The organism is Moorena sp. SIO3I6 (genome assembly GCF_010672095.1).
The window spans coordinates 1-22,281 of sequence record NZ_JAAHHU010000010.1 but is presented as its reverse complement, the minus strand read 5'-3'; the positions used below and the strand labels follow the sequence as shown (position 1 = coordinate 22,281).

General features: G+C 44.3%; 24 protein-coding genes and 1 tRNA gene. 12 read left to right on the top strand and 13 right to left on the bottom strand.

The features are described 5' to 3' along the window. Positions 1 to 428: 428 nt before the first annotated feature. Entirely contained in the window at positions 429 to 629 is a 201-nt protein-coding gene (locus F6K49_RS05955) for a hypothetical protein (RefSeq protein WP_293019149.1), read from the bottom strand. Positions 630 to 670: 41 nt separating this feature from the next. On the opposite strand from F6K49_RS05955, the gene F6K49_RS05950 reads away from it, so the two are divergent. Next, positions 671 to 796, top strand: coding sequence for a hypothetical protein (locus F6K49_RS05950; RefSeq protein WP_293019147.1), 126 nt, complete (start codon positions 671 to 673; stop codon positions 794 to 796). A 15-nt stretch (positions 797 to 811) separates the two neighbouring features. On the opposite strand, the gene petJ is transcribed toward F6K49_RS05950, so the two are convergent. Further along, positions 812 to 1,288, bottom strand: a complete 477-nt coding sequence (gene petJ, locus F6K49_RS05945; RefSeq protein ID WP_364301753.1) for a cytochrome c6 PetJ — start codon at positions 1,286 to 1,288, stop codon at positions 812 to 814. Positions 1,289 to 1,524: 236 nt separating this feature from the next. On the opposite strand from petJ, the gene F6K49_RS05940 reads away from it, so the two are divergent. The 6 genes from F6K49_RS05940 to F6K49_RS05915 all read left to right on the top strand — a co-directional run bounded on the left by F6K49_RS05940 (position 1,525) and on the right by F6K49_RS05915 (position 6,300). Then, positions 1,525 to 1,947 carry a BlaI/MecI/CopY family transcriptional regulator gene (locus F6K49_RS05940; RefSeq protein WP_293019145.1) on the top strand — a complete coding sequence of 141 codons (423 nt, stop codon included), beginning with the start codon at positions 1,525 to 1,527 and terminating at the stop codon, positions 1,945 to 1,947. After that, positions 1,947 to 2,885, top strand: a complete 939-nt coding sequence (locus F6K49_RS05935) for a M56 family metallopeptidase (protein WP_293094998.1) — start codon at positions 1,947 to 1,949, stop codon at positions 2,883 to 2,885. The genes F6K49_RS05940 and F6K49_RS05935 overlap by 1 nt, the downstream gene beginning before the upstream one ends. Positions 2,886 to 3,193: 308 nt before the next feature. Further along, on the top strand, positions 3,194 to 3,637 hold the full coding sequence (locus F6K49_RS05930) for a hypothetical protein (RefSeq protein WP_293094995.1): 444 nt from the start codon (positions 3,194 to 3,196) through the stop codon (positions 3,635 to 3,637). Between the two features lie 319 nt (positions 3,638 to 3,956). Beyond that, positions 3,957 to 4,607 carry a hypothetical protein gene (locus tag F6K49_RS05925; protein ID WP_293019139.1) on the top strand — a complete coding sequence of 217 codons (651 nt, stop codon included), beginning with the start codon at positions 3,957 to 3,959 and terminating at the stop codon, positions 4,605 to 4,607. A 274-nt stretch (positions 4,608 to 4,881) separates the two neighbouring features. Next, positions 4,882 to 5,250, top strand: a complete 369-nt coding sequence (locus F6K49_RS05920; RefSeq protein ID WP_293019137.1) for a hypothetical protein — start codon at positions 4,882 to 4,884, stop codon at positions 5,248 to 5,250. An 822-nt stretch (positions 5,251 to 6,072) separates the two neighbouring features. Then, positions 6,073 to 6,300, top strand: coding sequence for a hypothetical protein (locus F6K49_RS05915; protein WP_293094990.1), 228 nt, complete (start codon positions 6,073 to 6,075; stop codon positions 6,298 to 6,300). A gap of 205 nt (positions 6,301 to 6,505) precedes the next feature. Here the strand turns inward: F6K49_RS05915 and F6K49_RS05910 are convergent, their stop codons facing one another. Continuing rightward, positions 6,506 to 6,712 (bottom strand): hypothetical protein, encoded by a 207-nt coding sequence (locus F6K49_RS05910; protein WP_293019133.1) that lies wholly within the window; start codon positions 6,710 to 6,712, stop codon positions 6,506 to 6,508. Positions 6,713 to 6,882: 170 nt separating this feature from the next. Between F6K49_RS05910 and F6K49_RS05905 the strand changes: the two genes are divergently transcribed. Both F6K49_RS05905 and F6K49_RS05900 read left to right on the top strand, forming a co-directional pair. After that, complete coding sequence (locus F6K49_RS05905; protein ID WP_293019131.1) at positions 6,883 to 7,485, top strand: DUF1517 domain-containing protein; 603 nt, start codon at positions 6,883 to 6,885, stop codon at positions 7,483 to 7,485. 219 nt (positions 7,486 to 7,704) lie between these two features. Beyond that, complete coding sequence (locus F6K49_RS05900) at positions 7,705 to 8,589, top strand: hypothetical protein (protein WP_293080739.1); 885 nt, start codon at positions 7,705 to 7,707, stop codon at positions 8,587 to 8,589. A gap of 123 nt (positions 8,590 to 8,712) precedes the next feature. Here F6K49_RS05900 and F6K49_RS05895 read toward each other — a convergent pair. The 7 genes from F6K49_RS05895 to F6K49_RS05865 all read right to left on the bottom strand — a co-directional run bounded on the left by F6K49_RS05895 (position 8,713) and on the right by F6K49_RS05865 (position 15,490). Then, positions 8,713 to 8,784, bottom strand: a tRNA-Gln gene (locus tag F6K49_RS05895). A 190-nt stretch (positions 8,785 to 8,974) separates the two neighbouring features. Continuing rightward, positions 8,975 to 10,918: a R3H domain-containing nucleic acid-binding protein gene (locus F6K49_RS05890; RefSeq protein ID WP_293094979.1), complete on the bottom strand. Its 1,944-nt coding sequence runs from the start codon at positions 10,916 to 10,918 to the stop codon at positions 8,975 to 8,977. A 166-nt stretch (positions 10,919 to 11,084) separates the two neighbouring features. After that, positions 11,085 to 12,290, bottom strand: coding sequence for a circadian clock protein LdpA (ldpA, locus tag F6K49_RS05885; RefSeq protein WP_293094974.1), 1,206 nt, complete (start codon positions 12,288 to 12,290; stop codon positions 11,085 to 11,087). Positions 12,291 to 12,615: 325 nt separating this feature from the next. Continuing rightward, positions 12,616 to 13,236, bottom strand: coding sequence for a VWA domain-containing protein (locus tag F6K49_RS05880; RefSeq protein ID WP_293019126.1), 621 nt, complete (start codon positions 13,234 to 13,236; stop codon positions 12,616 to 12,618). A 333-nt stretch (positions 13,237 to 13,569) separates the two neighbouring features. Continuing rightward, positions 13,570 to 14,013, bottom strand: coding sequence for a hypothetical protein (locus F6K49_RS05875; RefSeq protein ID WP_293095023.1), 444 nt, complete (start codon positions 14,011 to 14,013; stop codon positions 13,570 to 13,572). 119 nt (positions 14,014 to 14,132) lie between these two features. Next, positions 14,133 to 14,738, bottom strand: coding sequence for a VWA domain-containing protein (locus F6K49_RS05870; RefSeq protein ID WP_293066209.1), 606 nt, complete (start codon positions 14,736 to 14,738; stop codon positions 14,133 to 14,135). A 257-nt stretch (positions 14,739 to 14,995) separates the two neighbouring features. Further along, the gene (locus F6K49_RS05865) at positions 14,996 to 15,490 is read right to left on the bottom strand and encodes an NAD(P)H-quinone oxidoreductase subunit N (protein ID WP_075904547.1); all 495 of its coding nucleotides are present in this window, start codon (positions 15,488 to 15,490) and stop codon (positions 14,996 to 14,998) included. A 938-nt stretch (positions 15,491 to 16,428) separates the two neighbouring features. On the opposite strand from F6K49_RS05865, the gene F6K49_RS05860 reads away from it, so the two are divergent. Beyond that, positions 16,429 to 17,793, top strand: coding sequence for a hypothetical protein (locus F6K49_RS05860; RefSeq protein ID WP_293094965.1), 1,365 nt, complete (start codon positions 16,429 to 16,431; stop codon positions 17,791 to 17,793). A gap of 12 nt (positions 17,794 to 17,805) precedes the next feature. Further along, positions 17,806 to 17,961 (top strand): hypothetical protein, encoded by a 156-nt coding sequence (locus F6K49_RS05855; protein ID WP_293094961.1) that lies wholly within the window; start codon positions 17,806 to 17,808, stop codon positions 17,959 to 17,961. 3 nt (positions 17,962 to 17,964) lie between these two features. Here F6K49_RS05855 and F6K49_RS05850 read toward each other — a convergent pair whose 3' ends face one another. Next, positions 17,965 to 19,167 carry an endonuclease/exonuclease/phosphatase family protein gene (locus F6K49_RS05850; RefSeq protein ID WP_293094956.1) on the bottom strand — a complete coding sequence of 401 codons (1,203 nt, stop codon included), beginning with the start codon at positions 19,165 to 19,167 and terminating at the stop codon, positions 17,965 to 17,967. Positions 19,168 to 19,342: 175 nt separating this feature from the next. Between F6K49_RS05850 and F6K49_RS05845 the strand changes: the two genes are divergently transcribed. Beyond that, positions 19,343 to 19,531 (top strand): hypothetical protein, encoded by a 189-nt coding sequence (locus F6K49_RS05845; RefSeq protein ID WP_293094951.1) that lies wholly within the window; start codon positions 19,343 to 19,345, stop codon positions 19,529 to 19,531. Here the strand turns inward: F6K49_RS05845 and F6K49_RS05840 are convergent. Both F6K49_RS05840 and F6K49_RS05835 read right to left on the bottom strand, forming a co-directional pair. Then, the gene (locus F6K49_RS05840) at positions 19,509 to 20,624 is read right to left on the bottom strand and encodes a SpoIID/LytB domain-containing protein (protein WP_075906619.1); all 1,116 of its coding nucleotides are present in this window, start codon (positions 20,622 to 20,624) and stop codon (positions 19,509 to 19,511) included. The genes F6K49_RS05845 and F6K49_RS05840 overlap by 23 nt on opposite strands. 269 nt (positions 20,625 to 20,893) lie before the next feature. Further along, complete coding sequence (locus tag F6K49_RS05835) at positions 20,894 to 21,865, bottom strand: phosphorylase (RefSeq protein WP_293094945.1); 972 nt, start codon at positions 21,863 to 21,865, stop codon at positions 20,894 to 20,896. Between the last annotated feature and the right edge of the window lie 416 nt (positions 21,866 to 22,281).

Below are 22,281 nucleotides of genomic sequence, written 5' to 3'. Positions count from 1 at the left end.
GCTTTTCATACAAATTATTTCTAACTTAGTATCTAGGAATACTAAGTTTTGATCTCTTCAAGCCATTTTGAAGTGTTTTTTGAAGTATTTCTTGAAAAGAATAGCATTTTAAAATAGATCCAGAAACCCAATGGTGATTGGGTGCATCTCAAAGTTTTAACAAAACTCGCTATCCATCCCCACCCTCTTCCAGGGTGGGGATGGATAGCGAGACGACAACTTGTAATGACAAATCATCACGATTCATGTTAGAATAAAGATGGTCGCTGACCCGCCTGACTGACTAAAAGGCTACCTTGCAAATGGTTTAAAATCCTATCAGTTTTTAGACCATTAGGTGTACAAAGTACTAGCAGAGCTCAGGGAAGAGACTTGCCCCGGCTGGTTGACCACAGAGTCGTAATTCCAAGGTGAGTCTGTCGAGTAAACTATATGTCTGCGGAAGGCGGATATCTGCCTGTGGACGCTGAGTAAGACCGTATTGCAGCTTGCTGTTTGAGGCATCGGCGGATGAAGCGGGAAGCCCGAAAGACGAATAAAACCGTCCCTGAGTTGACCTGAGAATTGGAAGCCCCAACCTCAGCGTTCGCGTAGCGTGACCAAAGGTCAAGCAGGTTGGGGTACTTCACATCTATAACTCAGCTATGCAGGGCATTCATGAGGGGAGCCAGTGCGATCATGGGGTAAACCCCCTCATCAAGGCGCTACCTTGTTGCATCGCTACTCCCTACTGCCTACTCCCATTAACCTAAGACGAAAGTCCCTGACGCAATTGAGAACTGCTATAGTAACTTAGATTACATTAGGGGAATCAAAAGAATGAGCGCCAGAATGAGCGCTTTTTGGGTTTAAGGGTATCGGTCTTGTCCTGATTAACTGGCTTCTCAGAAGCCTCTACACCTAATTCTGGAGATTTGGACTTCGGGGATTTTTGAATAGGAATGTCTTTACCCAACTGCCAGTCATTGTCAGCCTGCGATAAAACATAGATAGCCACATTTTCAATCTCCTGCTCAGTCAGCTTCTTATTGAAGGAGGGCATAGCGTTTTTGCCATTAGTTACCTGGGTTTTAATTTTTTCCAGGTCATACATCTTATATCGTTTTAGGACAGGTTTCTTCAAGGTTTTATTGGCCATAATCACGTTATTGCCACCGATATGACAAGCAGCACAATTTTGACTAAAAACCTGAGCTCCCTGAACGGCATCACCAGCGAGGGCTGGACGAAATAGAGCAAATGTAAACCATACCGTAGCAGTCAACAGGATTGATAGCAGCTTCTTCAAGGGTATTCTCCTTCTGATCAAACAAACAGCAGGCTACAGAGTGGCCTATAATTATTCCCTAGAATGACTGTAAACCTTAGAAGAACTGCTGTCAAACCTAAGCAAGACTATAAATAAAGGAAGCAGACAGACTAAATATGAATCGGGATAGCCTGGCGGCTCTTCACTTCATACACTATTAATCAGTTTTAGCACCAAAATTAACCGAAAATTAAACCAAAATTAACCAGTAATCTATGAGTCCTTTGCCCCATCATCGCCCTAAACAACTCTCCCTAGGTCCATTGGAACGAGAAATCTTGGAGATCATATGGGTATTAGGTTGCGCTACTGTTAAAGATGTCCATGAACAGATTTTGGCTGACCCCGATCGGGAATTAGCGTATGCTTCAGTGACCACAGTGCTACGCCGCTTGACCCAGAAAGGTTGGCTGAGTTGTGATAAACGACAGCGTACCTTTTTATGGAGACCCTTAGTGTCTCGCCAAGAAGCCCAGGTACTCGCAGCCCATGACCAGCTCAATCGCTTTTTAGCTGTAGGCAATCCAGATGTAGTTGCTGCCTTTGCCGATAGCTTAGATGCAGCGAGTGTGGAACAAATTTCTGCGATCGCACAACGACTGCAAGCAGCACGTCAAAGGCGGAAGGAGGAAAAATAATGCATGTGGTCATGATTATAGCAGCATTAGGGCTGGCTTGCTGGCACAGGCACACAAGCTACCAACTCCCTGGGAGTTGGCCCAGGCGCTGGCAACAGGTACTAGTGCAATTTCTGGCTCCACCCCTACTCCTCCTAAGCACTGCTTTGGCTGTCCTATCCATGGGGCCAAAGGGACAAATGATCGGGTTACGTACCGACTGGCTCAGCTACTGTCTAGCGCTAGGATTTCTGGGTTGGGCAGTAGTGTTGTGGCTAAAGTTAGCAAGGCTTGGTTGGCAGTCTTTGCAACAAGTTCGTTCCTTACCCCAAATTTGCTTAATAAATGGGAAATGGCAAAATGGGCAATGGGAAAGGGTTGAAAACTGTCCTGGCTTAACTCCAACCCCTGAATCCCTAGCTAGTCAGGGTCAATTGGCTCGTCTTTTAGACACTCCCATACCCTTTATTGCTCAGATTGGCTTTTGGCAACCGGAACTTGTGGTCAGTCAGGGACTCTTAGAAACTCTCTCATCCGAACATCTAGAGGCTGTTATTACCCATGAGCAAGCTCACCACCATTACCGAGATACCTTCTGGTTTTTCTGGCTAGGCTGGATTCATCGAATCACCGCTTGGTTACCAAATACAGAGTCATTGTGGCAAGAACTATTGAGTCTACGAGAAATCCGTGCTGACCATTGGGCCGCTAAACAGGTCGATGCCCTATTGTTGGCAGAATCACTGTTGACTATGGTTAGTAGTCCGATGATCACTAAGGAAAATTTCTGTGCTCCCTTTAGTAGACCTGTGCCTCCCAGTCGCTTCCAAGAGAGAATCGATGCACTCTTGACAGAGCCAGAGTCTGCCACTGCTACTAACTCCTGGAATTACTCCTGGAATTGGAGTTGGTTGCTATACGTATTGTTACCCCTATTGGTTGTACCGTTTCATCAATAGACTTAAAGACAACACGGATTAGGCCACAGGTAAAGGGGAAAAAAATATTTTTTTGGGTATTGACGTCGCGACATAGTGATGTAATCATATAAATATATCGCGACAAAAGGAAAGAACACACAAAACACTATAGTAAAACACTTAAATAAACCCCCTAAGTGTAGTAACTACCTAAGTGTATTAACCTGTGTATTAGCCATTTGTCATGATATCACGATATACCAATAGAAGTATATCGTGACAAAATGTGCCAAACTTATAAGAGGACAATCAGATGTTGCTCTCTCTGGAGCTAGAGGACAAGGACATTGGTTCACAAAAAGACAGATCCCCGGTATGCATTACTGCGAGGACATATTCCCAAACATCTACTAAAGCGCTTCCGCAACTACTGTGTCGAACACGAACTTGACTACAGTGAAGGACTAGAAGATGCGCTGACTAAATTTTTTAACTACCTAGACAGCAGCCAAATATCAGCAGTTCCAGCACAAACTCCTACCATTGCTGATCTGATTCATGGCTGGAACTTGGAAGAACTATCACGATTAAGTGAAGTTAGCGTTGAAAACCTGCAAGCCATCATGGAAGGAAACCGACCCACAGATGATGACTTGATTGGTTTGGGTGTAGTGCTATGCAAGAACAATGGTGAACCTTGGACAACCGATGAGTTAGTCGAGATTCGCGATCGCTGTTTTTACGGTGTTCCAAAATTGTCGAGCAACAGCGAGTCGCCAAGGATTCAATAACCGTGATCGGACTAACAGCTGCCAATGGTGATTGCTATCAGAGGGGATTTGTTAGAGAAATTATCGGTTTTTGAATCGATTTTTGGCTAAAATCAATCCTGCCAGTTACTGTACTATGGAAGCCGTCGGTTACTTAGATCAACAACCATAAATCAACAACGATAGATCAACAACCATAGTTAGCCATAGTAGTTAGCCATAGTAGTTAGCCATAGTAGTTAGCCATAGTAGTTAGCCATAGTCTCCGTTGGTCCGGTTTAACTTGCTTAAGAGCAACACTCACTACTCAGCGTGTCATTTTAGGTTTCAGTCTTCAACAATGGACAATTTCTTTTTCTCAGGGTGCCATCTATCAGTTACCACCGAGAGTTTCAATATTGAAGCTCCATCACGCTTAGCGGCTTATGCTCTAAGGCGACATGCTAGTGAGCTGGCTGTATCTGCTCAAAAACTCAGGCTTCAACGGGCTATTGTATCTTGGCCCGGATGCGAGCGACCTTACCAAATTCCCACCTCCATACTCAGGAGCCAGACAACTATGACCGGACCAATACCCCAAAGCGGAACCTATTTGCTAGGAGCCAACTACCTTCGTGTTAATGATTTTATCAAAGAAAAGCGTGAAGAAGGTCTAATTGTAGTAATTACGTCAATGTGGAATGATGTTTGCTTACATACCAATGACCTACTTGCACCGGAGCGGGGTATTCTCCAACCCCATCAGTGGACTGGCTTTAATTATCGCTACTTGTGGCGTGATAGTCGGGATGACTATAACGAACTAATTGATCGATTGACTCGGGAGCGTTACATTCCCAAATTCCAGTACACCCTCAGGCGTCCCGATGGCACATTAGGCCGCTATGAGACAGATTATTACCTGGTAGAGGATTATCTGAACGTACCAGTGCGCATTGGTGTCAGCAATGTCAATGCTTGGGAACTAATATCAGAACCCTTAGCAAGTTAGTTTCCATTTTCCATCAGCCATCACTCACCACCAAGACTCAAAATCTTTGATCCTGTTACCTAGGTAAGCGGCTTGCCGCTTAAGGATTGACCTTGGCCTAATGGCCACGCTACGCGAATGGTCACCCTACGCCAACGATAACGTGTTACCTGACTTACTTGACCGGTCAATTAAGTACACTCATTCAATAACTCATCGCTGAATCTTTAGGTCTACTTGAGCTAGGTAGCCAACAGCGATTTATTTCCCTAAAACTGTTTGCCAACAAATAACTATGCACAACCAATCAATTAATTCGGTGCCTTCTGGCAATCAGAACTGTGAAGCAAGCACGAGTAGTTTGGTGAATTATCCAACTCGAAATCATAATGACAAACAGGCGATAGTAAGGGGAGGGTATATTTTTGCTCTGATTGTGGCGATGATTTTGGGATTCCAGTCACTGGAAGCCTCCTATGAACGGGTAAATGGTGAGGAAAATATTTCTTTTGCGACCAAGTCGCCTCCTTCTAGTCTCTTAGTGAGTGGGTTAACCTTGATTGGCTTGGGGCTAGGTATTGAAATTAATAAATCTACAATCTTCTCAAAAGGCAAAGGAATAATTCAACTGCTAGTAAATTCCTCTATGGATGAAGAGGAGTAATATCATGTCTAGTACCATCACTTAACGTACTGATTAGTCAAGACTTATGGTTTAGTTAGTTGTCTAGTTAGTCACCGGTTGAGTTCTAATTTCATAAGGAAGACTATATCAGCTATCTATTATCTATCTCAGCTGTATATCTCAGCTATCTATCTCAGCTATCTATCTCAGCTATCTATTATCTATCTCAGCTATCTATCTCAGCTATCTATCTCAACTATCTATCTCAACTATCTATCTCAACTAGAAGACGCTGCTGACTAGTTTGCAATTAGTCAATAGCATTTATTCAGGGTTGCCAACACCTTTAAAAAGGGTGTTAAATCTACTACTACTTCTAAAATTAATTGTATAACTGTCCTAGATTATTATAGTAAACTTGACTCTAGAAAGCAATGGCTACACATCACTAAACAATGGATCCAAGGGATTATAGGAAGAAAAATAGAACAGTACTATACGCCTCTAGTGATGCGACAGCTGCCAGGAAAAGGCTGTAAGTTGTTGCTTCTGGAAAGAAACACACCGGGAGCTGTCAGCACATGGCGATTTAACTGTGAGCTGCTCCAAAGACAATACTTACTAATTACTCTAGATAACCTAGCGGATTTAGATAGATATTTCCAGAGAAGCAATCGCCAAAGAAAACCAGGTAACACCAAAAGATAAATTGTTAATTTACCGATTAGTAACGTCTCTCATCGTATCGGTATTAGCCTAATTGACCCCTTCAAAAACCAAGAGTGGATTGGGGTATGGGATTTAAACCTAATCGACGATTGGTCAACTTATCACGCAGAAGATTATAAGGCAGAGCAACTAGTGTTATACCTCGGTCGTCGCCTGATTAGTTCCTATGAGTTTATGCCCGACTTTTTTGAGCAACAGATTACAGAAAAGCAATGGTGGCAACAGCGTATTATGACTTTGTGTAAACCATATTTTACCAAAGATCACGATATTAATATTACAGCACTGTCAGAAACAAAACCACTGTCAGTAACAAAACACAGGTCAAACTTAATTGAGTTCAGAAGAAAAGTAGGATGAGTTGATGCCAGTTAACTAGGTTAACCTAGTTAACTGGCAAGGCACTAAGCAACTGGTTGATTGCTGACGTTTAACGGTTAACGGTTAACAGTTGACAGTCAACCCTCAACCGTCACAAAGATGGTGAGATCCCCTTCAAGTCAAGCCAGTTCGATACAGATGGCTCAAACCTCTTGTCGTTTTGTTAGATAATTGGTATAAACCGCTACAGATTCCAAAAACGGGGTGTGTTCAGGAGTGATTGCTCAGTCAGCTGCGGTTGACTGGTGCAGAAGCGATTGCTCCTGTTTTTTTTTCTGATCAAACGGACACAGTTGACTTGGTTTTCCCTACCTAATATCTTGTCAGGATAATTACCCTTAATAAAAATCTCCCGTTTCTCCCGTTTCTCCCCATCTCCCCATCTCCCCATCTCCCCACACCTCCCACCCTCCCCTTAATAGCAGACTTGATATAACTCCCCTTGCTCTGCCTTACCAATGCGGGTGTTCGGTGATCCAGTATGGGTAGTGAGCAATGCGCTAGAGTAGGATAGATAGGATAATTGAGATTAATTAACGGCGTAAGTTAGCCGACAGAAGGATGAGTTCTTGGCGCGATCGCTTAAATAAATTTGGTGGCAAAACTAGATTTGTAGTTTTTCGTTTGTTTGTACACTTAGCTGGTTCAGAAGTAACACCCTTGTTGGGGGTACTCAATCGTGCGGCACGGGAGGCCGTTGAATCAGACGGGGATTTGAAGGTGTTAGGGGAAGAACTGGTAGCAATTTGTCAAAACCTGCTACAGCTGCAGATCTACTGGCAATCGGCAGCGAATGAAGGAGATGTCTTTTGGAAGGAAGGAGAAGCTGGGGACTACGTTAATGAACTGTTTACTGACTCAGCTGGGCGCTACCTGTCTGAACCAGATTTCACTACACCCTTACCTGACAATGAACCTTTATCCATACCTGTGACCCAAAACGTAATTGTTATGATCACAGTAGCCTACGAAGGGGAAGTTCCTGAACTAGAAACTAACCTAGCTAGTGTTGAGTACCTCGAAGCAGGTCTAAAGGCATTGATTAATCTCCACTATCAGGAAAGTTTGCAAGCTATCCAGGTTCACTTCTCTCCAGCACAGTTGGGTGACGAACTGACTGATGAGCAAATTTTACTCAATTTCCCGGAACTGGTTCCCCTCTAATCATAAGTAAATTAAATAAATATAGATAGTGTTATAGTTATCACTATCAGTAGAAACAGTGATGGGGTGATGGGGTGATGGGCAAGACGAACGAAAAATCTTCCCCAAATTTTTGTTTGACAAATTAACTAGCCCATAGCCAAGCGCGATTAGACAAGCGCGATTAGACAATAGTGATTTAACAGAACAATAGTGATTTAAGAAAACTTTTTTAACTATATGTTACGTACAGTTGCGATTTTTGTTCTATCTCTAACCTTATGTTGGACCACAGTAGGGTGTGGTTCTCCTAACTCAAGCCAAGTGTCGCTGAATCGGGGTGGGAGTACATCCTTTACTCCAACTCGGTTGAGTGATGGGAAATATCCCGTACAACAGGCAACCTACGATGATGTTAATGGGGTATATACCCTAATGGTACTCAATACTCCTGCGGGTAGTCCGCCAGTTTTTCGGAGCAGGGATTTGCAGATGGCACGTCTGACTGAAGAGCAGGTTGCTGCTGGGGAAAATACGTATCTGAGTATTGATGACAATCAGCCGGTGATGTACCTAACTGAAGACTTCCGGATTGAATATGTCCACAATGTCACTGAGACTAGATCTAATCCTCAAACTGGTCAACAAGAAACAGTAATCGTGCGTCAGCAATCCAGTTTCTGGGCTCCTTTTGCTGGTGCTTTGGCTGGTCAAGCTATAGGTAGTATGCTATTTCGACCTCAATACTATGTTCCACCGGTTTATCAACCGGGAGGGGTTCTGAATGGTTATGGTGGGTATGGTAACAGCTATAGTCAAGCAGTGAAGCGATATGAAACACGGTACAAAGCACCGCCACCCGTGGTTAAAAATACTCGCTCTTTCCGCACGACTGGTAGCTTAAGAAAATCTCCTGCAGCTAATCAAGCCACTACTCGTAAAGCCTCACCCAACGCTAATCGCTCCACAGGAAGTGGTTTCGGCTCAAGTCAGTTACGCACCTCTAGTCCATCTAGTACTAAGAAAGCCAAACCAAGAAGCAGTGGTTTTGGCAGCACGAAGCGATCGCCTTCTGGCTTTGGTAGTAGTCGTGGTGGTAGTCGTTCCTTCAGACGCCGCCGCTAGTTTTAAGGCCCCTTAAAATACCCTTAAAATACATTAAGAAGCTTCTAAAGTCTTTAGAAGCTTCTTATTTTGCTGCATTATCAGGTTAGTTTTTGATTTACTACCATAACCTAAATACTGTAACTGGGGTGCTAGGATTCGAACCTAGGAATGGCGGGACCAAAACCCGCTGCCTTACCGCTTGGCTACACCCCATTCATTCCACTTCTTTGATGATAACAGATTTGACTGGGAATATGTCAAGTATTTTTTTTGATTATTTTTTCTTTGTTTGGGCGAAAGGGTAATGGAGTAATGGAGGAATGGTCACCGGAAGGAAGAGAAAGAGAGATTGATTGTCTGACCTCCGCATGTTTTTTCCCCCCTCTTCCTTTTCAACCTATATTCACGCCGGATAAATCCGTAAACGTCGGTTGGGTTCATCGCCAAAGCTAGAAGACTTGAGGCGATAGTGTTCAACTAACTCGTGTTGCATTTTCCGCACTTTAGGCGATCTGGGCAACAATTCTACAGGTTGGCCTTTGGGAATCACAATTTGCTCAACTGCTAAACGGGCTTCTTCTAGAGCCTCGATTTCATCCTCGCTAACGCTTTGGGCAAATAACTCCAAATCAGCAGCATCGGGAATTGTGGGGTCATCCATGTGCAACAGACGCCTTAATGCCCGAGTAATCTGGGGGATGGAGCTAGCTTTGATAGCGTGAATCGGGATCTGACGAGATTTAGCAATGGACTTGAGCTTGGAGTGGTTTTTGACATGCGATCGCAATCCTAAAACCACATCAGCAGTATCCATGTTTTTTGTCAAGACCACAGGCAAATTGAGGATTTGGATCACTTGCTCGATTTGATGACGACTAATGCCGTAAGGATACACCTGTAGTGGCAAATCCTCACCATTAGGTCCTAACATCTCCATCCCTTGACCCAAGAGCTCTTGCTGTGACCAAGATTCAGCCAGCAGCTGTTCAAAGGTGCTATTTTCCCGAGCTGGCTTTGGTTCTTGAAGGGATAGGGGATTCATCTGCCCAGATGAACGCCAACCTTTTGGTTGGCTAGGAGTCGTTAGGGTAAGGTGACCCTTGCTCCGACCATTTAGGGGAGTGGTAACTGGAGCGCTAGGTAATTCTCGGGTAATGGTTACCTTACCATTTTCATCTTCTGTCCTGACTGGAGGATTTGGTTGACGTCCCCTGAGTAAATTATCAACCGTGTCCGCAACACTTTCATGTACTACCCAACGCTTACGCTCTAGCATTTCTACAGCGATTTCAAAGGTTGGGGGGGCTTTTCGCTCCAAAACGGTTTTCTGGGAGCCTCGCCGTCTGGCTTCGTCATCGCCTAGGGTTACAGCCTGGATACCGCCTACTAAATCCGAAAGAGTGGGATTTTTAATCAAGTTTTCAATCCGATTGCCGTGAGCAGTTCCCACCAGCATCACCCCCCGTTCCGCAATGGTACGAGCGGCCTGAGCTTCCAGTTCTGTGCCAATTTCATCGATAACGATCACTTCTGGCATATGGTTTTCCACCGCCTCAATCATCACCTGATGCTGATGTTCTGGGCTAGCGACCTGCATCCGTCGGGCTCGACCAATAGCTGGGTGGGGAATATCGCCATCTCCAGCAATTTCGTTAGAGGTGTCGATAATCACGACCCGTTTGTCTAATTCGTCTGCCAGAACTCGGGCAATTTCCCGTAAAGCAGTAGTTTTGCCTACACCAGGACGCCCAAGCATCAAAATTGACTTACCAGTTTCGACTAAGTCACGAATCATGCCGATGGTACCAAAGACCGCTCGACCCACACGACAGGTTAAGCCAATAATTTCCCCTGGACGGTTCCGAATCGCACTAATGCGGTGCAAGGTACCCTCAATTCCGGCTCGGTTATCACCGCTAAAGGATCCAACTCGCTCAACACAGTGATTGATTTGTGCGATAGTAACTGGTGTATCAGAAAGGTACTCTGCCCGATCACGAAAGCGCACTTCTGGGAAGCGACCGAGATCCATAATTACTTCGATCAAACTGTCCTTTTCAGGATGTTGCTCCAATGATGACCGAATTTCGGCGGGCAATATGTCTAGTAATTTTGGTAGGTCATCTGTAATTTTTTCACAGTTTGAAATCCCCTGAGTTTTGTCCACTGTTTCTTGGTGTTCCTTGGTAGGTATAGTGGCAAAATCTAGTTGAAGATTGTCACTTACCTCTGAGGAGTGACCACTAACGGTCATCGCCTCAACCAAGTTATTTTCATAAACCACTGGTGATTCTTGATTGAATGACAGTTGTTGCTCTGAAAGCTTGTTTAGTGGAAAATTCACCATTTGTTTTGACCAAATAAAGCGATTTCTGCTGTTAACTTTTGCCCTGTTTAACTTTCGGTTGTTAGTCAGGTTTTGGATTTAGGTCATGTCTAATTTTACTCCCTAATAATTGAAGGTTTTTATGCTAATTTAATCCAACAGTATTCCTCGATTAAAGTCAAGAACATTAAATACTCTGAGGAATTTTTTTGACTGATTTGAGTTGAGCCACCAGGGCATGGGCATCTGCCACAGCCTGCCAGAGCAGATCGGGTACATCTTCAAGGTTTCTATAAGAGGGATTAGGCACGAATCCCTGGTGGTGATCAACGTTTTGGTCATAGTCTTGTTCTAACTTTTCTAGAATCGGTGAGAGTAGAACTCGGGCGTAGCTACCGTAAGCCACACCGGCAACGTAGGGTAGGTTATTTGGTTGTTCGCCTAGGGTGGCCTTTTGGCCAAGGTTGTTGTAAGAACGTTCAACCGGCAACCTATCAACTTGGGCTAGCTTCAAAAGCCTAGCTGCTCTTAGTTTGCTGACGGTGTGGTTATTGGTACCACCAGCTAACTGTACGTATCCTGGTAATCCAGCAGCGATGACTTTCTGAGCGAGTTTGATAGCAGCATGAGTTGTACCCATGCCTATATCCCCACTCATAGGACGTCCATCAGTTTGCCAGATTAGAGGACAGGGTAAAGGCTGGATGAGTTGGTAGATTTCCTTTAGGTAGTCAATCAAATCTTTACCATCTGGGCAGCTAATGGCTAGGAGTTTGAGTTGAGCGCACCAGGGTGCGATCGCATTCCAGAGTCTTTTAAAATCTGGTAAATTCCCGACTTTGGTGTGAATTTCTATAGCATCAACGTCATTGCTTAGAATCAGGGGTGCGATCGCAAAAGGAGCTGATACGTATGAGCGAGTAGTGATCAGCTGATGGGGGCAAACTGGCAGACAACGACCACAGCCATAGCAGCGTTGGTCGAGCACACCAGAGTAAGCTTCACTGCCATTCTGGAAAGTAATTGCTTGTGCTGGGCAAATCTTTTCACAGGGACGGGGGCAGTCCCCTGGACACAAATCTGAGTCAAATTCGGCTTTTCGGAAATGGGGGTCTTCCCCATCATTCAAGCTCACCATCAGCCATGGTCTGCCACAGAATCCAAACCCTCGCTGTTTGGCTTCATTTCCCATGGTGCTGGCGACTTGTAAGGCATCTTTCGCCGCCGAAATGACCGCCGGGTCAGCTGCCACATCAATACAATCGGCACCGGCGAGGGTGTAAGCCAAGGTTAGGCTTCTAACAGCAGGGAGGTGTTGAAAACTGGCTCCGCAAATGAGCTTGAACCAATCACCCTCCCTTAATGAATGTAAGGGATAGTAAAGTTCAGTCACTCCTATATGCTAAATCTTTAAGCCGAAAATGGGGAGACTAATTTTAGAATTTGAGTAATGAAAAAGGCATTTTTTGAGGCGCTTACAATCCTTTCCGGGGGGGGAAATCCCTCAATTGTTTTCCAAAAATGCAGATTTAGGGTAGCTGGTTTTATTCTTACACCAAATATAGCGGTTGAATTTCTACAGCTGATCTCACTAAAATAATGGTGTCAATTAATTGAAAATTTTTTTTATTTCAAAATTCTTTTTATTAAAACCCATCCCACGTGATAGTTAGTCGTGGGATGGAGTTTAAGCATTGGGAATCTTGGCGCTTATTCGGTTAATCAATAATCGCGTTAAGCAGGACCTCGGCTAAGGTCATATTCTCCATGTCTTCCAGAGTCACTGTGTCCACGATGTCAAATTGAGCCCCAGCTCCTTCAAGGTCATCATCAAGTGCTTTGAGAAACCGAGTTGCCATGGCATCATTACCCACTTGGATCAGGGAAATGCCTAGCTCTTCATCCCGGTCTATGTGCCGAGATGCTTCAATGATCACTCGCATTACGGCTTTGCGGTCATCGGGCTCACCATCGGTTATCACCAAGAATGTTTCCCCATTGGGTTTGGTTTGCCCAGCCGCTTTGCGCTTAAAGTAGTCATCGGTGGCATCCTTTAGCACACCAGCGAGATCGGTGCGACCCATGGGATCATTTTCTTGGAAAATTTGTTCTACTTTATCTGAGGTAACGTTATCGTACCGTCTAAAGCGACTAGAAAACAGGTAAACCGTAATCCCATCTGGATCGAGCTGTTCACATTTTCTGGCCACTGCTAAGGTAGACTCTTGGGCAATCTGCCATCGACTTTTGCTCCTATCTTGGGAGTCTGGGCTAGACATACTGCCGCTTTTGTCGATGATTAACGTATAGTCACGGTCTTCCACGAGTGAACCTCCCACGAAAAAATTTCCTCCTTACCTTTACTGCCACGATTTCTTAATCTAGCTTAGCTAATACTCCCACAGCTCATCTGGATGTTTTAGCCTTAGGACCCTTAGCAGAAGTTGATTATGCCAACATTATGAAACCATTATTAAAAGCATCTTTCAACGGCAGCACCTTAGACTTGCTTATCAGGGTAGGTAATGGTGGATTTATTTGATTGACTGTTGTCTCTATTTACTATTATAAATTAAAATAATAATCTTAGAGATTAATCGTAAAATATTGACAGTTTGCTTAGGAGCTGTGTTACCTGCTCACCATCAGATGATACTTAACGAGTCTGGCAATCAAGACCGAGTTTCTTTCAAGGCTTGCAAATAATCAATTGCTGCCTCTAGTTTGGAGGGATAGGAGTCAGAAAATTCTTCAAACCACAACCCTTCTGCTGAGTTTGGAGTTAAGCCTTTTAGCCACTCAGTGGCTTGCTGATTAAGGGCTTCTCGTTCTCTTTGCTTTTGCTGCTGAACTCGTTTTTGTTCAGCTTCGAGTTCCTGCTGTTGTTTGAGAACCTCTTCTTGGTCTTTTTTCTCAAACTCTGTTCTCATCTCAGCCAGCTCCCGATCCTCAGCAGTAGATACCCAATCAGGTATTTTGGATGGTGATGCACTAGTTGCTGGATCAGTTAGTGGCAAATCAACTAGTTTTTCCTGAAACAGAGGTTTTTCTTGCGGTTGAACACCAGCATCTTTTTGTTCATATTCAGCTTTGAGTTGGGCTAACAAGTCATCCATTGATTCCACGACTTTGGTCTCCTATTACCTTGTTAACTGTTGAGGGATATTTTTGAAACAGTTAACTTAAAGCGCCTCGAACCATGACGCTATAAATCCCACTAACTTCTCCTAATCCTTTAATCAATAATAGCATTGATCAAAACTTCAGTGAGAGTCATATCCTCCATCTGATCAATAGTTACCGTATCTACGATATCAAACTTAGCCCCAGCATTTTGCAGCTCATCATCTAATATTTTTAAGAATTTAGTTGCCTGGAGATCATTCCCGATTTGGATGAAGGAAATTCCTAGTTCTTCATCGACATCAATACGCCGTGATGCTTCTATGATCACCTTCATCACAGCTTTGCGTTCATCAGGCTCCCCATCAGTGACGACTAAGATGGTTTCTCCATTTTCTTTGGTTTGGCCACTAGCCTTACGTTTAAAATAGTCGTTGGTGGCATCGAGTAAAACACCAGCTAAATCCGTGCGTCCCGATGGTTCATTTTCCTGGAATATCTGTAGCACTTTATCTGCGGTTACATTGTCGTAGCGTTTAAAGCGACCAGAAAATACATAAACCGTGATGCCATCTGGATCCAATTCTTCACATTTACTTGCTAAAGCAAGGGTAGACTCCTGCATCATTTGCCAACGGCTTTTGCCAGCAAGTTGATCCCTAATCGACATGCTGCCACTTTTATCGATGATTAAGGTGTAGTCACGTTGTTCGAGCATTGCTAGTCTTACCCACTCTCATCCTACACCTCTAGGGTATCAAACTTATCATTTTTGACTAGTAACGCGGTTGGGTATCGATAAATATCAGCTATCAGCTATCAGCTATCAGCTATCAGCTATCAGCTATCAGCTATCAGCTATCAGTATTTAGCTTATGCCTTAGGTCACAGGCTAGAAGCCTGTGCCACGCTTTTGAATAAAATAAGCTGACCGCTGACCGCTGACCGCTGAATGCTTACAGAGCTATACCGAGACTATAAATTGGCTACAGAAACGAGTCCCGGCAAAGTCTCTTTGAGGGGTTGCCAACGGAAAGCACGATCTCCTCCCATCTCTAGGATTACTTTTACTCGTGGTTCTTGCTGGGGCAATGTGGTTAGATAGTCAACTTCTTGACTAGATAGAATAATTCCTTCAATAATCCACAGCACCAACCCTTTAGATTTGGGAGATAGGGCTGACAGTTGGTAGGTGACCAAGGGTGGCAGGTAGTAAACATCACCGACTGCAGATGATTTACCCATATTTTTCTTGCCCAGATGAGGAGGGCGAACACCGTGAATTCCAGTTAGATAAGCGGCTGGATCTCCTAGTCCTTTGGCAGTAATGGAAACGGTGGTATAGCCAGCAGCTCGCAAACGCCGCTGATAACGACCTTCAAACCCACCTTCTAATGGTGCATAAACTGCCAATGCACCAGACTTTTCTAGTGCCCGGATGAATGACTTGCCGGTGGTGATCAGTGCCATTGCTACCTCTGCTTCTGGTTTAAGTTTTGTGAACTGCTGTCAGCCTTCCATTTTGACACTCCCCCCTCTAAAGAGACGGGGATTCCTAGATCTGCGACCGGCCTTAAACCTTCGTGTCCAAGTCTCTAACTCTGTCAGAAGTTTGGCAATATCTAAACTGAAATCCCGTCAAGACCAAGATTCTAGTTCAGTTCACGTGCATACCCAGCGGGCTAGTCTCGCGATAGCGTTTAGTTACTTTTTGAGAAGTGCCTTATGAAGTCCGTTGCTTCCCTGTTTCACCTGGTTCCGGCGTGCCGGAGACGAAACCTTAGAAGAGTGGAGCCTTAATAAAAAAGTTTTAACCCTTCTATGCATAGCCTGTAACCCTTAAAGGCTCCACTCTTCTTACGGTAACTTCTAACCCCGCCGTACCGTTCTTTTCTCAAAATGCGATTCTGCTGGGTTCACACACCAACCTTTAATTGATGATTGGGTTTTTAAGGAGGATTTTCCCTACCCTCCGGGCATTTCTACTTTAAGGTCAAGCAGTGGCGGGTCTCTCTCCCGGTTGCGCCAAGGCCAAAGGCCACGCTACGCGAACGGATTCTCAGCCTGTACCCATATCTTCATATTACTCTAGCGCGAAGGTATTGTCAACCTTTTGCCAAAAATATTTCTAGGCGACTAAAGTCGCTGCGAGCCTACATCCGGTGGTTTAAAAACACGGGGTTTTGGCTTGTGAGAATTTCCATAAAAAAAAGGTAATCAGAGTTCCCAAATTTAAAAAAACTATACTAGAGATACTAGGGAAATTTACATAGACCTCAAGTATAGCATTCATAGTATCCCATTGATACATAGTATGTTTTCCGGTTCGGTGATGTCCGACATGTCCGACCTTTCTGTTTTATAAAGCTATTATCTTTGAGCGCAACTAAGTATTAGAAAACATAATTATGGCTCCCAATCCCACCATCATGAAAGCTGTTGAGCAGCTAGACTACCGCGTCACTGTTGGGGATGTTGCTGCCCAAGTGGGTTTAAACATCCATCAAGCCGAGCAAGGTTTACTTGTCCTGGCCTCGGAAGTAGGTGGACATTTACAAGTGGCCGAGTCAGGGGATATTGCTTATCTGTTTCCCAAAAACTTTCGCGCTATTCTCCGCAACAAGTCCTTAAAGCTACAGTTGCAAGCATGGTGGGAAAAGGTTTGGGCTGTTTTATTCTACCTGATTCGGATTTCCTTCGGGATTTTCCTTCTGCTTTCCATTGTGTTGATGATTGTTGCGATCGCATTTATTGTTCTGAGCCTCAAAGCTGGCAGTGACAATGATTCGGACGGAGGAGGCGGAGGAGGAAGTCGTTCTGGTGGTGGCGGCGGAATCCTGTTTTTGCCCCGTTTATGGATAGGACCGGATCTGTTTTGGTGGTTCAACCCATCATACTCCCACAGTAATGCTCGCTCGAGACGGCGAAATTCCCGTTCTAAGGAGGAAGAAACGCAAATGAATTTTTTAGAGGCTGTTTTCTCCTTTCTGTTTGGTGATGGCAATCCCAATAGTAATTTAGAAGAACGTCGCTGGCAAACCATTGGTACTGTAATTCGCAATTCCGGGGGGGCTGTGGCAGCGGAACAGATTGCTCCCTATCTTGATGACCTTGGAGAAATCTACCAGCGAGAGTCAGAAGACTATATGTTACCAGTGCTAATCCGATTCGATGGACGCCCAGAGGTTAGCCCCTCAGGGGATATTGTCTATCACTTCCCTAAGTTGCAGACAACTGCTGCCAAACAGAATCAACAATCTGTGCCAGCTTATCTTCGTGCCAAGTTGTGGCAGTTTTCTCTGGCAAGCAGTAACCAGATTATGCTGGCGATTGGGTTAGGGAGTGTAAACTTCGTTTTAGCCTTAGTCCTGGGTTCCCTGTTGCAGGGGGGTGAGATTGCTGCACAGCTAGGAGGGTTTGTAGTCTTTGTGCAGCTAATTTACCCTCTGTTATTGGCTTATGGCGTAGGATTCTTGGCTATACCGTTGCTTCGATACTTCTGGGTTCAGCGGAAAAAGAAACAGATTGAAGCTCAGAATCGAGAACGGCAGAAAAATGCGATCGCACTTAATCAGGCTGATCAGGCTTTACAGAACAAGATTGCCTATGCGGAACAGTTTGCCGCTCAAAATGTGATTCGGGAAGACAATTTGGTTTATAGCAGTGAGAAGGATTTATTGGATCAGGATATAGAACGGAAAGACCAAATTGATACGGAGTGGGAACGGCGCTTAGAATTGGGGTCTACTCAGAATCTTGATACAACTAACTAATTACGTAAGTATATGCGCTACGCGCACGCTACGCGAACAGCGGTCAGCGGTCAGCGGTCAGCTGTCAGCGGTCAGCTGTCAGCGTGGAACAGGCTTCGACGCTTTCACTTCACTCAGATTCAACAAATGGTTACCTTTTTGATTCAAAATCTAACTTCTAACTTCTGACTTCTAACTTCTGACTTCTGACTTCTGACTTCTGACTTCTGACTTCTGACTTGCGCGTAGTGCTATATCAGTAATGACCGGAAGATGATATGAACCAAGATCAGGGCCAGTTCTCATCTTGATCACCTTAACATCTCGACTGACTAAACAGTGGTCTACAGGAATAGCTAACCAAGGGTTGGCTGGTGAAAATTGTGATAGGGTTGGTAAAATCCCAAACCCAGCACGAGCGTCACGCAATCCCGAACTTTGGATTAAACTTTTATAGTAGGGTGACCACATCGTAACGTTTAAATCACCAATTAGCACCACTGGTTTTTCAATTTGTCTGATATAATCCCCAATCTCCTCTTCTAAATCTTGATTGCGCCACTGCCAACGTTGCTTTTCCAAATCCTCTTGCTGGCGTTGCTGAATTGAAGTATGAATGCGGGATTGTTTGGTTTTGGTCAAGCCCCCTAAATCCCCCAACTTTGGGGGACTTTGAGAGTTTTGTTCCCCCCAAAATTGGGGGGCTAGGGGGGCAAAATCATACCCATAATCAGCAACGCCAAAATCCCCTGGCTTCCCAAAATAAAATTGTGGATAGGAGTGAGTAACAATGACTGAAGCGTCGGCACCAGCAATCTTTAAATCTAATTTGACCAGACCACGAGATTTTCCGTATTCCAGAATTTCTGATTCTTGTAATGGTAAACGACTGTATACTTCCATCTTAAGTTCTGGAATACTGATAGTATAGGGTAAAACCTCTCTTAAAGCTTCTAATTGTTTAGGCCAAGGGTCTTTTGCTTCTAAAAAAGCGGCAATGGTCGGCTTTTCTTCTTTAACCAAGGCAATAGCATCAGCATACTGGGTATTGGAAAACGAGACATTGAACAGAAACAGACCCATGGGTTCACCAGAAGCGCCAAAGCTTAGTTTAGGTATATACCAAGGAATGATTTCTGTCAAGTTAATCAATAAGCAAAATAACGTGACTATCAACCAACGTTTGCGGCGATTTAGAGCAAAATAAATTAATGGTAATGCCCCTAATACCAGATATTGATGTTTAAAATTAGTGGTGAATTCTAAGTAGATGTTATCTCTAAAAAAATAGCTAGTTACGGAGAGTAATGTGACAAGACTAGTTAAGATAATGAATAACGATAAAATCCAGTTGTTTAATACCTTAACTAATGGATTAGAAGTCGAGTTAGTCATAAAGTAGATAGCAGTTTTAAATAGGGTGAGTTACGAAAGTTGTGGATTATAGGGAACAGGGAGCAGGGAGCAGGGAGCAGGATTTTTAGATTGTTTACTAATTGGAAAATAGGCAATTTAAAGGCACAGCAGCTTACTTCAAACTAGCCCTACTCCCGTCTTGATGCAGTCGCTCATGGGGGAAATCCCCAAGACCGCGCTGCATCGCTATTCCCTACTCCCTACTCCCTACTCCCTACTCCCTACTCCCTACTCCCTACTCCCTACTCCCTACTCCCTACTCCCTACTCCCTACTCCCTGTTCCCTATTCCCTGTTCCCTGTTCCCTTTGCTATTTGATATCAATCAATCTGGGATAGTTTAGCACTAGAGTAATAGTGACTCAAAATTTGTAGGTAATTCAATCCCCGACGGGATAAGTTGTAGGCTCCCCACTGACTTAACCCCAATCCGTGACCATAACCACGACCGTTGAATTGGAAACCATTTTCGGTTTTAGACACGGTAAACAGCCGACTTTTCAGACCTAGGATTTTGCGTAATTCCTTGCCCTTAATCGTCTTTGTACTCCTACTGCCTTCTACTTTAAGAGTGATCACCCTGCCTCGGGGTGTCCTTTCCACTGGGGTCATGGCGATAATATTACCAACACCAGGAATCTTCTGGCTCAGTTGACTAGCAGAAAAGCTTTTTGTCCACTGGTAGACTGGTGTGCCCTGATCGTAATCAGGTACACCCTGTAGATATGGAATGGGTTCACTCCACCAAATATCTTCTACATTTTCTGTATGTCCTCCAGAGGCAGCATGGAAAACAGCGAGAATCACTTTATTACCATACGTCATGATCTGTCCCGCTGTGGCATTAACCGCTTGATGAGTGCTGGCGGTTTCGCTATTTAGACCTTTGTAAACTTGCCAACGCTGGGTATCCCCTATATCATAGATATCGCTCTTGGATTTGTTCCGTTGATGCAGCACATAGGAACGAGCTGCTACTGCTTGGGCTTTCAAGGCTTCTATCGGCCAACTGGGACTCATTTCTGCCCCAATCACGCTATAGAGATAGTGTTCTAAATCAACATGGTTGACTGCTGTTAACTTCTTCTGAGAACTAACCAGTCGAGTGCGTCCCCGATACCAGCGATCGCCAATCCAAACATAACCATTGTCTTTTGGTTCAATCCAGAGGGATTTCCCTTGCCACTGACCTAACTTGATCCCACTACCGTTAGTTTCCGCAGTCATACCCGCCATGGCTTTTAAGTCTCCCACGGCTTGACCTGTCCCATCTCGGACAATGGCTGTGGTGGAACTCCCCAAGGTTACCTGTTTGACTCCTTGCTCAACCGCTATCCGCAGTTCTACCGCTGCCTGAACTGGTGCAATGAGAACCATCCACAATAAAAAAGAGAGCCACCAATGACGCCCTCCTAGAACAATGATTGACTTGAGCATAGTTACAATAAAGATGGGAAAGCCTTTTGATGCCATATTTACTAGTTACTGATTACTTATACGAAGAGGAATCTTGTTGTCCTGATTAACAGCGATTCGATCTTACTCCCAGTTGTTCCAATTAGATTTGTGTTGTTGAGCTTTGACAGTTAGGCGTAGGGTGCGTTAGGGACGGGCTCCCCTTGATTTTCCCACTATTGACATCGGTTGAGATAGCCCGGCCCGTAACGCACCACCGGGTCAAACAGCTAATCGTTGATTTTACTTTATTAAGAGAAAAGCCTAATACTTACTTGCTGTAATACTTTCAACCCTCGTAGGGAACCTCGAATTAGTCTGGTAGCTGCTATTGGTTGCTTCAGCATACCCATGGCTAAGGGGAAGGGTTTCAGTGACCCATCAGCACTAATAGCTGGGGTAAGGTCTGGGATATTGTAGTCGCTATCATCACTAATCACTCTTACCATTGCTACAGCAAATCCTTTGGGATTAAGTACCGATAGGGTAGCAAATCCTTCCATATCTACTACATCAGCTTGGTAGCTCTGACCGAGTTGACGCTTTTCTGAGCTCGACCAAATTATGCGATCGCTACTCAATCCCCTCACTAAATTAGCTTGGCGTTGCTGAGTTGAAGTATGAATGCGCGTAGGTTTGGTTTTGCTCAAGCCCCCTAAATCCCCCAATTCTGGGGGACTTTGAGAGTTTTGTTCCCCCATTGAAGTATGAATGCGCGTAGGTTTGGTTTTGCTCAAGCCCCCTAAATCCCCCAACTTTGGGGGACTTTTAGAGTTTTGTTCCCCCCAGAATTGGGGGGCTAGGGGGGCACAATCATACCCAGAATCACCAACGCTATTAGCCTTGTTGCCCAGTTGCTGCTGAACTAAGCTAGTCAGTTGGCTACAGCACTGTTGCACCAGTGGTTGAGGTCTATCTTGGTTTCGGTCAATAGCAACACAATCGTTATACACAACAATATCACCAACGGAATAGTTAGGAGATAAGCTGCCACACAATCCCATTACCAGTACTTTAGGTAGGGAGTGCTGGGGAAAATTTGTTGTAGTTTTTAACCATGTTTCTAGATACTGAGTTACAGGCTCTGCTCCTATCGGAATAGATAAAATCAGGGGTAATGGACGACTAGTAATCTGGTTGATTCCTCGACAAATTGCTTGGTATTCTGCTCCTTGGGGAACAAGAATGATCGTGACCGGAATAGTTGCTTGGGAAAGGTTCATACTTTAGGAAAGGGAAAAGGGAAAAGGGAAAAGGGAACAGGGAACAGGGAACAGGGAATAGCTAATAAGTAAACATAATCTCTATATCTAATAAATATTAGCTATAGTCTTACTTGAGGTTGATTCCCTGTCTTGATGTAACCCATAGCTATTCCCTCTTCTGTCTTTTCTCTTCACTGTTCCCTGTTCCCTATTCCCTGTTCCCTAAAATCCAGAAATTGTGTACCTCATAGCTATGATAATTGCTAGATATGAGTTTAAATAAACCAAAACGGCCAACAATTTGGGCAACAGCTCTAGTTAGTTTGATCTCAGTAGGACTAATTACGCCCCAGCCCACAGTGGGACAAACTACTATTGCCCAACAACAGGAATCAGCACAAGCACAACTAACCAAAGCTGAACAACTGAGTCAA

Coding starts and splice junctions, on each gene's coding strand:
- F6K49_RS05940 (WP_293019145.1), top strand. CDS start 1,525: ATGAGTCCTTTGCCCCATCATCGCCCTAAACAACTCTCCCTAGGTCCA.
- F6K49_RS05935 (WP_293094998.1), top strand. CDS start 1,947: ATGCATGTGGTCATGATTATAGCAGCATTAGGGCTGGCTTGCTGGCAC.
- F6K49_RS05925 (WP_293019139.1), top strand. CDS start 3,957: ATGGACAATTTCTTTTTCTCAGGGTGCCATCTATCAGTTACCACCGAG.
- F6K49_RS05920 (WP_293019137.1), top strand. CDS start 4,882: ATGCACAACCAATCAATTAATTCGGTGCCTTCTGGCAATCAGAACTGT.
- F6K49_RS05910 (WP_293019133.1), bottom strand. CDS start 6,712: ATGGGGAGATGGGGAGATGGGGAGAAACGGGAGAAACGGGAGATTTTT.
- F6K49_RS05905 (WP_293019131.1), top strand. CDS start 6,883: ATGAGTTCTTGGCGCGATCGCTTAAATAAATTTGGTGGCAAAACTAGA.
- F6K49_RS05900 (WP_293080739.1), top strand. CDS start 7,705: ATGTTACGTACAGTTGCGATTTTTGTTCTATCTCTAACCTTATGTTGG.
- F6K49_RS05890 (WP_293094979.1), bottom strand. CDS start 10,918: ATGGTGAATTTTCCACTAAACAAGCTTTCAGAGCAACAACTGTCATTC.
- F6K49_RS05875 (WP_293095023.1), bottom strand. CDS start 14,013: ATGGATGACTTGTTAGCCCAACTCAAAGCTGAATATGAACAAAAAGAT.
- F6K49_RS05870 (WP_293066209.1), bottom strand. CDS start 14,738: ATGCTCGAACAACGTGACTACACCTTAATCATCGATAAAAGTGGCAGC.
- F6K49_RS05865 (WP_075904547.1), bottom strand. CDS start 15,490: ATGGCACTGATCACCACCGGCAAGTCATTCATCCGGGCACTAGAAAAG.
- F6K49_RS05860 (WP_293094965.1), top strand. CDS start 16,429: ATGGCTCCCAATCCCACCATCATGAAAGCTGTTGAGCAGCTAGACTAC.
- F6K49_RS05855 (WP_293094961.1), top strand. CDS start 17,806: ATGCGCTACGCGCACGCTACGCGAACAGCGGTCAGCGGTCAGCGGTCA.
- F6K49_RS05850 (WP_293094956.1), bottom strand. CDS start 19,167: ATGACTAACTCGACTTCTAATCCATTAGTTAAGGTATTAAACAACTGG.
- F6K49_RS05845 (WP_293094951.1), top strand. CDS start 19,343: ATGGGGGAAATCCCCAAGACCGCGCTGCATCGCTATTCCCTACTCCCT.
- F6K49_RS05840 (WP_075906619.1), bottom strand. CDS start 20,624: ATGCTCAAGTCAATCATTGTTCTAGGAGGGCGTCATTGGTGGCTCTCT.
- F6K49_RS05835 (WP_293094945.1), bottom strand. CDS start 21,865: ATGAACCTTTCCCAAGCAACTATTCCGGTCACGATCATTCTTGTTCCC.